The 12,442-nt window shown below is 71.4% G+C and carries 11 protein-coding genes; 6 read left to right on the forward strand and 5 right to left on the reverse strand.

Annotation, left to right across the window (positions count from 1 at the left end; all coding sequences use genetic code 11):
* Positions 1-8 precede the first annotated feature (8 nt).
* Complete coding sequence (locus tag ABD297_RS09860) at positions 9-1,043, reverse strand: 4-hydroxy-3-methylbut-2-enyl diphosphate reductase (RefSeq protein ID WP_344254749.1); 1,035 nt, start codon at positions 1,041-1,043, stop codon at positions 9-11.
* Positions 1,040-2,053, reverse strand: coding sequence for a phosphotransferase (locus ABD297_RS09865; RefSeq protein ID WP_344254750.1), 1,014 nt, complete (start codon positions 2,051-2,053; stop codon positions 1,040-1,042). The genes ABD297_RS09860 and ABD297_RS09865 overlap by 4 nt, the downstream gene beginning before the upstream one ends.
* A gap of 61 nt (positions 2,054-2,114) precedes the next feature.
* Between ABD297_RS09865 and xseA the strand changes: the two genes are divergently transcribed.
* Both xseA and ABD297_RS09875 read left to right on the forward strand, forming a co-directional pair.
* Positions 2,115-3,611, forward strand: a complete 1,497-nt coding sequence (xseA, locus tag ABD297_RS09870) for an exodeoxyribonuclease VII large subunit (protein WP_344254951.1) — start codon at positions 2,115-2,117, stop codon at positions 3,609-3,611.
* A 10-nt stretch (positions 3,612-3,621) separates the two neighbouring features.
* Positions 3,622-3,903, forward strand: a complete 282-nt coding sequence (locus tag ABD297_RS09875; protein ID WP_344254751.1) for an exodeoxyribonuclease VII small subunit — start codon at positions 3,622-3,624, stop codon at positions 3,901-3,903.
* Between the two features lie 76 nt (positions 3,904-3,979).
* Here ABD297_RS09875 and ABD297_RS09880 read toward each other — a convergent pair whose 3' ends face one another.
* Positions 3,980-4,687, reverse strand: a complete 708-nt coding sequence (locus tag ABD297_RS09880) for a DUF4245 domain-containing protein (RefSeq protein WP_344254753.1) — start codon at positions 4,685-4,687, stop codon at positions 3,980-3,982.
* A 96-nt stretch (positions 4,688-4,783) separates the two neighbouring features.
* Between ABD297_RS09880 and glpX the strand changes: the two genes are divergently transcribed.
* The 4 genes from glpX to ABD297_RS09900 all read left to right on the forward strand — a co-directional run bounded on the left by glpX (position 4,784) and on the right by ABD297_RS09900 (position 10,360).
* Entirely contained in the window at positions 4,784-5,776 is a 993-nt protein-coding gene (gene glpX, locus ABD297_RS09885; RefSeq protein ID WP_344254754.1) for a class II fructose-bisphosphatase, read from the forward strand.
* 10 nt (positions 5,777-5,786) lie between these two features.
* Entirely contained in the window at positions 5,787-6,743 is a 957-nt protein-coding gene (locus ABD297_RS09890; RefSeq protein ID WP_344254756.1) for a carbohydrate kinase family protein, read from the forward strand.
* Between the two features lie 108 nt (positions 6,744-6,851).
* On the forward strand, positions 6,852-8,579 hold the full coding sequence (locus ABD297_RS09895) for a substrate-binding and VWA domain-containing protein (RefSeq protein WP_344254758.1): 1,728 nt from the start codon (positions 6,852-6,854) through the stop codon (positions 8,577-8,579).
* A 119-nt stretch (positions 8,580-8,698) separates the two neighbouring features.
* Positions 8,699-10,360, forward strand: coding sequence for a glycoside hydrolase family 13 protein (locus tag ABD297_RS09900; RefSeq protein ID WP_344254759.1), 1,662 nt, complete (start codon positions 8,699-8,701; stop codon positions 10,358-10,360).
* A 105-nt stretch (positions 10,361-10,465) separates the two neighbouring features.
* On the opposite strand, the gene ABD297_RS09905 is transcribed toward ABD297_RS09900, so the two are convergent.
* Both ABD297_RS09905 and ABD297_RS09910 read right to left on the reverse strand, forming a co-directional pair.
* A complete protein-coding gene (locus ABD297_RS09905; protein WP_344254760.1) occupies positions 10,466-11,395 on the reverse strand; it encodes a carbohydrate ABC transporter permease in 930 nt (309 codons plus the stop codon).
* Entirely contained in the window at positions 11,392-12,375 is a 984-nt protein-coding gene (locus tag ABD297_RS09910; protein WP_344254762.1) for a carbohydrate ABC transporter permease, read from the reverse strand. Before ABD297_RS09910 ends, ABD297_RS09905 begins: the two co-directional genes overlap by 4 nt.
* Between the last annotated feature and the right edge of the window lie 67 nt (positions 12,376-12,442).

Genomic DNA, 12,442 nt, shown 5'->3' on the forward strand with positions numbered 1-12,442 from the left:
GGGGACCGTCAGTGCAGCGAGCCGGTGTCCTCGAAGGCCGCGTCGTGGCGCAGGGTGCCGGCGTCCTCGCCCTTGCGCGCCTTGAGGTCCCGGCGCAGCTCGTTGGGCAGGGAGAAGAGGAGCGACTCCTCGGCCGCGATGACCGCCTCGACCTCGCCGTAGCCGCGCTCGGCGAGCCACGCGAGCACGTCGCGCACGAGCACCTCCGGGACGCTGGCCCCCGAGGTGACGCCGACGGTGGTGACGCCCTCGAGCCACTCCTCCTGGATCTCGTCGGCGAAGTCGACGAGGTGGCCGCCGCGGGCGCCGTGCTCGATCGCCACCTCGACGAGGCGCACCGAGTTGGACGAGTTGCGCGACCCGACGACGATCATGAGGTCGGTGTCCTTGGCCATCTGCTTGACGGCGAGCTGGCGGTTCTGGGTGGCGTAGCAGATGTCGTCGGACGGGGGGCTCTGCAGGGCGGGGAACTTCTCCTTGAGCCGGGCGACCGTCTGCATCGTCTCGTCGACCGACAGCGTCGTCTGCGAGAGCCAGACGACCTTCTCGGGGTCGCGGACGGTGACGTTCTCGACGTCGTCGGGGCCGTCGACGAGCGTGATGTGCTCGGGCGCCTCGCCCGAGGTGCCGACGACCTCCTCGTGGCCCTCGTGGCCGATGAGCAGGATGTCGAAGTCGTCGTCGGCGAACCGGACGGCCTCGCGGTGCACCTTGGTCACGAGCGGGCAGGTGGCGTCGATCGTCTTGAGGCTGCGCGCCTTCGCCTCCTCGTGGACCACGGGGGCCACCCCGTGGGCGGAGAAGATCACGGTGGCGCCCTCGGGCACCTCGTCCGTCTCGTCGACGAAGATCGCGCCGCGCTTCTCGAGCGTGTTGACGACGTGCTTGTTGTGCACGATCTGCTTGCGCACGTAGACGGGCGGCCCGTAGAGCTCGAGAGCCTTCTCGACGGTCACGACGGCGCGGTCGACACCCGCGCAGTAGCCGCGAGGCGCCGCGAGCAGGACCTTCTTGGCGGACGTCTGGTCGGCGGTGTCGCTCATGCGCCCATCGTACGGGGACCCCGCGTGCGAGCCCGATTCGCCGCCTGCCCGGCCACCACGCCGCACCTCGCGAGTGCAGGCATGCCGGGGACGTCCTCGACGAGCCCACGCAGGTTGGGCAGCGCGAACTCCCGGTGGTCCGCGTCGTTGTCCGGGTCGCGCAGCACCTCCACCTGGCCGGCGAGGAAGTTGAGCCACACCGCCACACCGCTCGCGAAGGGCTCGGCGCCCTCGGGCAGCTCCGTCCCGCCGACGTGGCCGTATGCCGCCGCGAGCGTCACGAGCGCCGCCTCGTCGGGCACGTGGTGCAGCAGCACCGTCCCCACCTCCCGGGCCGGCACGTGCGCGCTGACCTCGTCCCATTCGAGGAGCCACCGGGTGCCGTCGTCGTCCAGCAGCGTGTTGCTCGCCCTGAGGTCGCGGTGGCACAGCACCGGTGCACCGAGGGGCACCGAGCTCGCCCAGGCGCCGAGGTCGTCGAGCTCCGTCGCGCGCGAGCGCAGTCCGCCTGCCCAGTCGGCACCGGAGGCGACGGCACGGTCGGCGAGGTCCGACCAGTCGACGGCGCAGTCGCGGTAGAACGGGTGCACGGTGTCGCCCGGCATCGGCTCGCCCTCGAGCCGGTGGATCAGCGCCGCCTGCCCGAGCACCCAGTGCTCGGCCGCGATGTCCGATCGGTCCGGCACGACACCCGGGGCGAACTCGTGGACCCGCCACCCCGTGCCGGAGTCGTCACGGGCGACGACGGTGCCGTCACCGGTCAGCACCGGCCGAGGCGCATGCACGCCCGCGGCGACGCACCGCTCGACGAGACCCACCTCGAACCTGGCTCTCGACTCGACCACGTCGCCAGGGTCCTCGCGCCAGAAGGCCCGCTTCACGGCATACGGGCCCGTGTCGGTGACGAGACGGTGGACCTCACCCAGGGCGCCTCGCGCCACCCACTCGACCGAGCGGACCGCGCCCAGCGCGAAGCGGTCGGCCACCCAGCGTGCGTCGACGGGAGTCACCGCGCCGACACCAGGTGCGCGCCACCGACCCGGCAACACCTTTAGGGTGGCGCGGGTGAGCATGACGAGCCCGCTGCCCGACAAGGCCGCCGACACGACGGCCGAGCAGCCCTGGCCGGTGCGGGTGCTCAGCCTCAAGATCTCCGACTACGTCGACCGAATGAGCCAGCTCTGGGTCGAGGGCCAGGTCATGCAGTTCAACCCCCGAGGCGGCACGGCCTTCCTCACCCTGCGCGATCCCGACGTCGACATGTCACTGTCGGTCTCCGTCCCGATGAACGCCGTCAACGCGATGCCGATCCCGCTCGCGCAGGGCGCCCGGGTGGTGCTCCAGGCCAAGCCGACGTTCTGGACCAAGCGGGGCACGCTCCAGCTCGAGGGCCGCCAGATCCGCCCCGTCGGCATCGGTGACCTGCTGGCACGGGTCGAGATCCTCAAGCGCACCCTCGCGGCCGAGGGTGTCTTCGACGCCGGGCGCAAGCGGCCGATCCCCTTCCTGCCGCACCGGGTCGGCCTCATCACCGGTCGCAACTCCGCCGCCGAGAAGGACGTCGTCGAGAACGCCCGGCGGCGTTGGCCCGCAGTGGTCTTCGAGATCCGGGAGGTCGCGGTGCAGGGCACGTCGGCCGTCACCGAGGTCGTCGAGGCGCTGCGCGAGCTCGATGCCATGAGGAGCGTCGACGTCATCGTCATCGCCCGTGGGGGCGGCGCCCTCGAGGAGCTGCTCCCCTTCTCCAACGAGGCCATGATCCGGGCGGTCGCGCAGGCCAGGACGCCCGTCATCAGCGCGATCGGCCACGACGTCGACACACCCCTGCTCGACCTCGTCGCCGACTGGCGTGCCTCCACCCCGACCGACGCGGGCAAGAAGGTCGTGCCGGACGCGGCCCACGAGCGGGCGCTCGTCGACGGCGCTCGTGACCGGGTGCGCCGCGCGATGGTGCGCCGCGTGGAGGCGGAGCGGTCCGGGCTGCGCTCGCTCGTCTCGCGGCCGGTCATGGCCGACCCCGTCGCACTCGTGCGCGTGCGACGGCAGGAGGTGGCCGCCCTTCGGGTGCGGGCCGCCACGCGGATGGAGGCCCGGCTGCACCGTGCCGCCGACCAGGCCGAGCACCTGCGCCGACAGGTCGTGGCGCTGTCCCCGCAGTCGACCCTCGAGCGGGGGTATGCCGTGGTGCAGCACCGCGACGGCCGCATCGTCATGGACCAGGACGACGTCGGCGTCGGCGAGCTGCTGCGGGTCCGCGTGGCCAGGGGCGACTTCGGGGTGCGGCCGGTGTCACCCGGCCCCGAGGACGCGAACCCCAAGGCTCCGGCACCACGGACTCCGGCGCGCAAGCGGTCCTCGGCCGCCACCGCAGCAGGGCCGGCAGGAGCCACCGGTGCCGGCGCCGCCACCACCCGCAAGCCGCGCCAGCCGCGCAAGGCGAGCGCGCCGAAGCCGGCGAGCCGCCCCGCTGACGCAGCCGGCTCGGGCAGCACAGGCGGCGCAGACGGCGCGGGTGACAAGGACCGGGCGGACGACGCTGCCGGCGCCGCCGGTGACCTCACGTCGTAGGGTGACGCCCATGGCTGACGCGACGACGACCGACGGCTCGTTCCCCGACATCGCCGCGATGCGCTACGAGGACGCCCGTGAGGAGCTCATCGCGATCGTGGCCAAGCTCGAGGCGGGTCAGGCACCCCTCGAGGACTCGATGCACCTCTGGCGTCGCGGCGAGGCCCTGGCGGCCCACTGCGCGACGTGGCTCGACGGCGCCCAGGCCGAGATCGAGCAGGCGACCCGGCCGCCCGCCCCCGCGGGCGAGCTCCACGCCGACGACGAGATCTTCGACGAGGACGACTCCTGACCGACCCCTCCTGACCGACCCCGCGCACCGATACCCGCGGACCCGCCGGCGCCCTGTCAGGGACTCGGGGCTCGGGTCAGCCGGTGGCGCCCGATGACGCGGCGGGCGCGGGGCTGACGCCCGGCGCCGGGGTCACGGGTGCCAGAGCCGCGACGAACGCCTTGAGCTCGTCCTCCGGTGCCGTGCCCCCTGCCACGAGCGTGAGCCCCTTGGCGCCCTGGCCCTTGACGACGTAGGCGATCTGGCCCTTGTCGCTCGCGACGAACCGCTCGAACGCCCGGCTTTTGACCGTCGCCGTGCCCGCGGCGCTGCCGTCGTTGACCGACCGGGCGACCCAGCCCTGGGTCGCGCCGACGGCCTGCTTCAGGGCGATGTCGGCGCCGCTGGGGGTGGTCCAGACCGTCGTGAACGTCGGGACCTTCTCGGTGCCGGGCGCATAGGTCGCGACCGTGGGCACCCAGCCCTGGCCGAGGCCCCGGGGAAGCTCGACCGGCCAGGTCGTCAGGGCGGCCACCTGGCTCGCCTTGCCGGCCGCGTCGACGGCCGGGCGCTGCACCTGCGTGATGCGCGGGACGATGGCCACGAGCGCCAGGACGAACAGCCCGATGACGAACATCGAGCGGAACATGTTGGGGAACGTCCCGAGCGAGTAGCGGCTCGGCGGCGCGGCCGGCGTCGACGGCTCCGACGCGACGGTGTCGGTCGCGGCGCCCTCCGCCGGCGCGCTCGCCGACGCCGGGGTGCTCTCTGCCGAGGGTGACGACGGGGTCGTCGGGGTGCTCATGCCCCCATCGTCCCCGACGTCCGGACACGGTCCAAACCCGGGCGGTGTCACCGCTAGGCTGGCGCGGACTCGTTCTGCGCCGACGGAGGACCTTTGATGAAGCACAGCCAGCCGGATCGCAACCTCGCTCTCGAGCTGGTCCGGGTGACCGAGGCAGCAGCCATGGCCGGGGGCCGGTGGGTCGGTCGTGGCGAGAAGAACAAGGCCGACGGCGCCGCTGTCGAGGCGATGCGGGCGATGATCTCGACGGTCAGCATGCGTGGCGTCGTCGTCATCGGCGAGGGCGAGAAGGACAACGCCCCGATGCTCTTCAACGGCGAGCAGGTCGGCGACGGCACGGGTCCCGAGGTCGACGTCGCCGTCGACCCGATCGACGGCACGACACTGACGGCCAAGGGCATGAACAACGCCGTGGCCGTCATGGCCGTCGCCAACCGCGGCGCGATGTACGACCCCTCGGCCGTCTTCTACATGGACAAGATCGCGACCGGTCCCGACGCGGCCGACGTCGTGGACATCCGGCTCCCGGTCGCCGAGAACATCCGGCGAATCGCCAAGGCCAAGAAGGAGACTCCGGCCGACGTCACCGTCGTCATGCTCGACCGCCCCCGCCACGAGGGCCTTGCCGAGCAGATCCGCGCCACCGGTGCCCGCATCCGCTACATCGTCGACGGCGACGTCGCCGGCGCCGTCATGGCGGCGCGTCCCGACACCGGCGTCGACCTGCTCCTCGGCATCGGCGGCACGCCGGAGGGCATCATCGCCGCGTGCGCCATCAAGTGCACCGGGGGCGTGATCCAGGGCCGCCTCTGGCCCAAGGACGACGACGAGCGGCAGAAGGCCATCGACGCGGGCCACGACCTCGACCGCGTCCTGTCGACCGACGACCTCGTCACGGGCGAGTGCTTCTTCGTCGCGACCGGCATCACCGACGGCGAGCTGCTCCGCGGCGTCCGCTACGGCGCGAAGTCCGCGCGCACCAACTCCCTCGTCATGCGCTCGCGCAGCGGCACCATCCGGACCATCGACAGCGAGCACCGCTTCGACCGTCCGGGCTGGTTCGGCAGCGCCGACATGATCGACGCCTGAGGCGGCTGACGTGAGCGCTCCCACCGCCCCGGCCCGCACCCTCGTCGTCGGCGAGGCACTCGTCGACGCCGTCACCACCCCGGCCGGTGACACCGAGGAGCACGTCGGCGGCAGCCCCGCCAACGTCGCCTTCGGGCTGGCGGCCCTCGAGCACCCCGTGGACCTCGCGACCTGGATCGCGACCGACGAGCGCGGCCGGCGCATCGAGCAGGTATGCCGTGAGCGAGGGGTCGCGCTCACCGCCGGCTCCCAGGGCGCCCCCTTCACCTCCGTCGCCCACGCCACGCTCGACGAGACGGGGGCCGCGAGCTACGTCTTCGACCTCGAGTGGCAGGTGGCCGCGGTCCCCGGCCTCACGGCATACGCCCACGTGCACACGGGCAGCATCGCGGCCGTGCTCGAGCCCGGCGGGAGTCAGGTGCGCGCGATCCTCGCGGCCGCCCGGGAGCTCGGCGCCACCGTGTCCTACGACCCCAACGCCCGCCCGTCGCTCATGGGCCGTCCCGAGGCCGCACGCGAGACCATCGAGGCCTCGATCGCCCTGGCCGACGTCGTCAAGCTGAGCGACGAGGACGTCGCGTGGCTGTGCCCCGGCCAGGGCCTCGATGAGGTCCTGCGCGGGTGGGGCGAGCTCGGGCCTGCCGTCGTGGTCGTGACCCGTGGCGGTGACGGCGCCGTCGTCCGGGTCACCCGCACCGGCGAGCAGCTGGCGCTGCCTGCGCCCCGCGTCGAGGTCGTCGACACCGTCGGCGCCGGGGACTCCTTCATGGCAGGTCTGGTGTCGGGACTCCTCGACGCCGGGCTGCTCGGCGGACCCGAGGCCCGAGCGCGCCTGCACGCCGCCGATCTCGCCGACATCGTGCCCGCCGTGGAGCGCGCACTTCGTGCCGGGGCCCTCACCGTCGAGCGGGCCGGCGCCCACGCGCCGACGCGAATGGCCTTGTCCCGCGGACAAATCGGACATTAGACAAGTCGACGCGAGGTCGGGCACCATTCTGCGCGAACCGCGGGTAGTTTTGGCCGGTGGTTCACCCTGACGCCCCGGTGCCGGGGCGTCCTCATGTGAGGAAACCTCGTGCCCGACCCCACCCCTCCACAACGCCCGATCGGCCCGTACGAACAGAGCCTCCTCGAGAGCCGAGCCAACCGTAAGGCCCTCGAGGCCCGGATCGCCGCGGCGCGGCGCAACCGCATCATCGCGGCCGTGCTCGGAGTCGTGCTGCTCGCCGGCGCCGGCGTCGGTGGCGCCCTCTGGTGGAGAGGTCGCGAGGTGGCGCCCGTCGCCGCGCTCACGGCCACACCCGGCAAGTCGTGCCCCGACCGCACCCCCGTCTCCCTCTGGGTCTCGGAGGCGGCGCAGCCGGCCGTCCTCGCGCTCGCGAAGGAGTACCAGGCCGACCCCGACTCCCCGTGCGTCGACTACGTCGTCAAGGGCAAGGCGCCCATCGAGGCGATGATCGGCCTCGGCCAGGGACAGCCCGACCGCCCCGACGGCTGGATCCCGGACTCGCCCCGCTGGGTCGAGCGGGTCAACGAGACCGCCAAGCTCAACGCCAAACCCGCGAGCGCCTTCGCCAAGAGCCCGCTCGTCATCGCCATGGACCCGGCCCAGGCCGCCAAGCTCGAGGGCCAGCCCAAGTGGCTCGACCTCGTCGCGTCCGACAGCCCCATCCGGATGAGCGACCCGCGCTCGACGACGGCCGGCATGCTGACCCTCGCGTCCGCGCTGCCCGAGCTGTCCAAGGAGCAGGGTCGGGTCGTGATCCCCAAGCTCGCCAAGGGCGCTGCCCCCTCGATCGACGACCTCTTCAGCGCCTACAACGCCGACCCGACCACGGCCTCCGCCTTCCCCGTGTCCGAGGCCGACCTCATCGACCACAACCGTCTCTACCCCGACCACAGGATGGTCTCGGTCACGCCCAGCGAGGGCACCCCCGCCTTCGAGTTCTCCCTCGTCAACGTCGCCACCGACCCGGTGCGCGACCAGGCGATCGAGCTGCTCCGCGCCTATCTCATGTCGCCCGACGCGGCGAAGATCTTCGCGCAGTACGGCATCCGCTCGACCGGCGTACCGGTCACGATGCCCACCCCGACGGGCAGCGTCGGGGAGGTCAAGATCGGCCCGACCCCCGACGCCGCCACCGTCACCGCGGCCACCAACGTGTGGCAGTCGGCCACCACCGACTTCTCGCTCCTGTCCGTCTTCGACGTGTCCGGCTCGATGAACGACAAGGTCGGCAACACGACCCGCGTCGCCATCACCCAGGAGGCCGCGGGCATCGCACTCGCGGCGCTGCCGAAGTCGACCAAGCTCGGGCTCTGGGTGTTCTCCATCGACAAGGGCGGCCCGGGCCAGGACTGGCGCGAGCTCGCGCCGATCGGACGGCTCGACGACGACTCGCACCGCGCCGTCGTGGCCACCGCGGCCGCCAACCTCTCCAAGAACGTCGGCGGCGGCACCGGCCTCTACGACACGATCTGGGCGGCATACCAGAAGGTGAAGCGGGAGTACGACCCCAGCCGCGTCAACGCGGTCGTCATCCTCACCGACGGTCGCAACGACGACCCGCAGGGCATCTCGCTCGAGCAGCTCAAGGCCAACCTCAAGGGCGCGAGCGACCCGAACAAGCCGATCGCCATCACGACGATCGGGATCGGGCCGGACGTCGACCCCAAGGCCCTCTCGGAGATCTCGCGGATGACGTACTCCGACTTCTACTCGGCGCCCACCCCGGCCGACATGACGACGGTGCTCGCCCGTGCGCTCTTCGACCACGACTGCAAGAACGGCCGCTGCGTCTGACGCCGACGGCCCGTCCGGACCTCGCAGCACGCCCCCGCCCCGGGGCGTGCTGCGATCTGGACCGGCGCGAGGAAGCCGGGTTGGATGGTCGTGACGGTGACACGACCTGAGGAGCGCAGATGACCCAGCCGAGCACACGGGCAACGGATGCGGACTGGTGGCGCCGGGCCGTCGTCTACCAGGTCTACCCACGCAGCTTCGCCGACGCCAATGGTGACGGCGTCGGCGACCTGGCCGGCATCCGCTCGAAGGTCCCCTACCTGGCGGACCTCGGCGTCGACGCCCTGTGGCTCAGCCCCTTCTACCCGTCCGCCCTCGCGGACGGGGGCTACGACGTCGACGACTACCGCGACGTGGACCCGCTCATCGGGACGCTCGCTGAGTTCGACGAGCTCTCCCGGGTCGCGCACGAGCACGGGCTGCGGCTCATCGTCGACATCGTCCCGAACCACACGTCCGACCGGCACGCGTGGTTCCGCGAGGCCCTCGCGGCCGGGCCGGGGACGCCCGAGAGGGCGCGCTACCACTTCGTCGACGGGGAGGGCCCCGACGGCTCCCGGCCGCCCTCGGACTGGCAGGCAGCGTTCGGGGGCTCGGCCTGGAGCCGCGTCCCGGACGGGCAGTGGTACCTCCACCTGTTCACCCCTCAGCAGCCCGACCTGAACTGGGGCAACCCGGAGGTGAGGCAGGAGTTCCTCACCACCCTGGCCTTCTGGGCCGACCGCGGCGTGGACGGCTTCCGGATCGACGTGGCGCACATGCTGGCCAAGGACCTGAGCCGCCCCATGCCGTCGCACGTCGAGGTCGCGGGCGACCTCCCCCTGGACGGCAGCCACCGGTTCTACGACCGCGACGAGGTCGACGAGATCTATGCAGAGTGGCGCGCCCTCTTCGACACCTACGACCCTCCGCGCATGGCGGTCGCCGAGGCGTGGGTCCCGGCGGAGCGTCGCCGGAGGTACGCCTCCCCCGAAGGCCTCGGGCAGGCCTTCAACTTCGACCTCCTCCAGGCGCCGTGGCAGGCGAACGCCTTTCGGCGGGTGATCGAGCAGAACCTCAGCGAGGCGCGCGCCACGGCCAGCCCCCAGACCTGGGTGCTCTCCAACCACGACGTGGTCCGGCACGCCACGCGCTACGGCCTGCCCGACGACACCGACCTGGCGTCGTGGCTCATGAGCGACGGCACGGACCCGCACGAGGACGTCGCCCTCGGCCTGCGCCGAGCGCGTGCCGCGACCCTCCTGGTCCTGTCGCTGCCCGGGTCGGCGTACGTCTACCAGGGTGAAGAGCTCGGCCTGCGGGAGGTCGCGACGATCCCACGGGACCGGCTGCAGGACCCGACGTGGGAGCGCACGGGCCACACGGCGAAGGGCCGCGACGGATGCAGGGTCCCGATCCCGTGGACGCCCGACGGCCCGTCCTTCGGTTTCGGGCCCGGTCCCGCACACCTCCCCCAGCCGGACTGGTTCGCCGACTACGCGGTCGCCGCGCAGCAGGACGACCCGTCGTCGACGCTCGAGCTCTACCGGACCGCCCTGCACCTCCGGCGCCGGCTCGTCGCCGAGCTGCCCGGCGAGCAGCCCGGTGACGACGTCTCCTGGGTCGAGGTGGGTGACGGCGGCCTGCACCTGACCCGAGGCCGGTGGCACGTCGTGACGAACGTCGCGGCGACCTCGCTGGCCCTTCCGGCGGGCGACGTGGTCCTCAGCTCGGGCCCGTTGCTGGCCGACGGCAGCCTCGGGCCGGACACCACGGCGTGGGTCGTGGCCGCGGACGACTGAGGACGGCGCCGTCCCGAGAGCGGTCGGACCTGCCGCAGACAGCACGCCGGCCCGGAACCTGGGGTTCCGGGCCGGCAGTGTCGGCGGTCGTTCAGCGGACGGGCCTCAGCCCTTGACCGCACCTGAGGTCATGCCACGGATGAAGTACCGCTGCAGGGCCAGGAACACGAGGATCGGGACGATGATCGTGATGTAGCCGGCCGCGGGTATCAGCTCTCTACCGGCACCCGTCTGCCCCTGGAGACCTTGCAGCGCCACCGTCGCGACCGTGTTGTCGCCGCGACCGAGAAAGATCAGCGCGACGAGCAGGTCGTTCCAGACCCAGAGGAACTGGAAGATGGCGAACGAGGCCAGCGCCGGGGTCGACATCGGCATGATGAGGCGCCAGAACGTCGTGAAGTGGCTGGCGCCGTCGATCTTCGCCGACTCGATGACGGCGGTCGGCAGCCCGGACATGTAGCTGCGCAGGATGTAGACGGCGAGCGGCATGCCGAAGCCGATGTGGGCCAGCCAGACCGCGATGAACGTGCCGTTGAGGCCCAGGCCCGAGTAGAGCTTGACGAGCGGCACGAACGCGACCTGGTTGGGCACGACGAGCAGCCCCACGATGATGACGAAGACGACGTCGCGGCCCTTCCACTGCATGAAGGTGAAGGCGTACGCAGCGAACGCGGCGATGAGGATCGGGATGACGGTGGCCGGGAGGGCCACGATGAGGCTGTTGATGAACGCCTGCGACATCGGGATCCCGGCTGCGTCCGAGGTCAGCACGTTGGTGTAGTTCTGCAGCGTCCACGAAGACCCGAAGGGGTTGAAGAACGCCGTCCACCAGCCCGAGGCGAACTGCTCGTCGCGCGGGCGGAACGAGTTGACCAGCATGCCGAGCGCGGGGATCATCCACGCGACGCAGAGGACGAGCAGGCCGATGCGCACCGGCCAACCGGCCGATCCGGCACCGGTCCCCATCTTGCTCTGCTTGAGGACCTGCGGCTCGTCGGCGGGTGTGCCGGTGCCTGGCTGGATCGTCGTGGTCATCGTGCAGCCTCCTCGGCCCGGAAGTGGCGGACCTGGTAGATGAGGATCGGGATGACGGCGATCAGCAGGATGACGACGATCGTCGCCGCGTAGCCGTTGTTGCCCTGGGTGTAGAGCTCGTCGTAGAAGCGGCGGGCGATCACGTCGGTGTTGTAAGCGCCGTTGGTGGTCACGTAGACGACGTCGAACACCTTCATGACGCCGATGAGCACCGTGATGAAGACCGTGATCACCGTGGGCCAGATCTGGGGGATGATGATGCTGAAGAAGATCCGTCGCTCACCGGCACCGTCGATGCGTCCGGCCTCGACGGTGTCCTCGGGAACACCCTTGATCGCCGCCGACAGCAGGACCATCGAGTACCCGACCTGCGTCCAGATCAGGATGATCATGAGCATCAGGCTGTTGAGGTGCAGGGTGTCCGTGCCGTACCAGTAGACGGGGTCCTTGTTGAAGAGCCCGAGGAAGGCGTTGAGCAGGCCCGTCTGGGGGGTTCCCTGGGGCTGGTAGTCGTAGATCGTGCGCCAGATCGTCGCCGCGCCGACCATGCTGATCGCCATCGGCAGGAAGATGAAGGTCTTGGCGGTCTTCTCGCCGCGAGGTCGCAGCCGGTCGGCGAGCACCGCCACGCCCAGGCCGAGGACCACCGTCAGTGCCGGAACGATGACGATCCACAGGACGTTGTTGAAGAGCACCTGCAGGAACGTCTTGTCGGTCAGGACGTCCACGTAGTTCTTGAAGCCGACGTATGCCGTCGAGTCCTCGTTGGCGAAGCTGTACTGGATCGTGACGATGGCCGGGTAGATGAGGTAGACGGTGATCGCGAGGATCGCCGGTCCGGCGAACATCCAGGGCTTGACCCGGTCCTCCCAGCGGCCCTTGAGCGACTCGGACAGCTTGTTGAGGATCCAGAAGATGATGACGGCGCCGCCGATGCCCCCCAGGATCGCGATCACTGCGTTGAGGATCTTGATAGCCATTGCACTTCCTCTCTTGTTGGGAGAATGCGCTGTCGACCGCGGGGGCGACCGGCTGGTCACCCCCGCG

This window comes from Terrabacter carboxydivorans (assembly GCF_039532035.1).
GTDB lineage: Bacteria > Actinomycetota > Actinomycetes > Actinomycetales > Dermatophilaceae > Terrabacter > Terrabacter carboxydivorans.

What these genes read in the sequence shown, in the direction of transcription:
- glpX (WP_344254754.1), top strand. Translation starts at nt 4,784, where the DNA reads ATGAAGCACAGCCAGCCGGATCGCAACCTCGCTCTCGAGCTGGTCCGG.
- ABD297_RS09910 (WP_344254762.1), bottom strand. Translation starts at nt 12,375, where the DNA reads ATGGCTATCAAGATCCTCAACGCAGTGATCGCGATCCTGGGGGGCATC.
- ABD297_RS09875 (WP_344254751.1), top strand. Translation starts at nt 3,622, where the DNA reads ATGGCTGACGCGACGACGACCGACGGCTCGTTCCCCGACATCGCCGCG.
- ABD297_RS09880 (WP_344254753.1), bottom strand. Translation starts at nt 4,687, where the DNA reads ATGAGCACCCCGACGACCCCGTCGTCACCCTCGGCAGAGAGCACCCCG.
- xseA (WP_344254951.1), top strand. Translation starts at nt 2,115, where the DNA reads ATGACGAGCCCGCTGCCCGACAAGGCCGCCGACACGACGGCCGAGCAG.
- ABD297_RS09900 (WP_344254759.1), top strand. Translation starts at nt 8,699, where the DNA reads ATGACCCAGCCGAGCACACGGGCAACGGATGCGGACTGGTGGCGCCGG.
- ABD297_RS09860 (WP_344254749.1), bottom strand. Translation starts at nt 1,043, where the DNA reads ATGAGCGACACCGCCGACCAGACGTCCGCCAAGAAGGTCCTGCTCGCG.
- ABD297_RS09905 (WP_344254760.1), bottom strand. Translation starts at nt 11,395, where the DNA reads ATGACCACGACGATCCAGCCAGGCACCGGCACACCCGCCGACGAGCCG.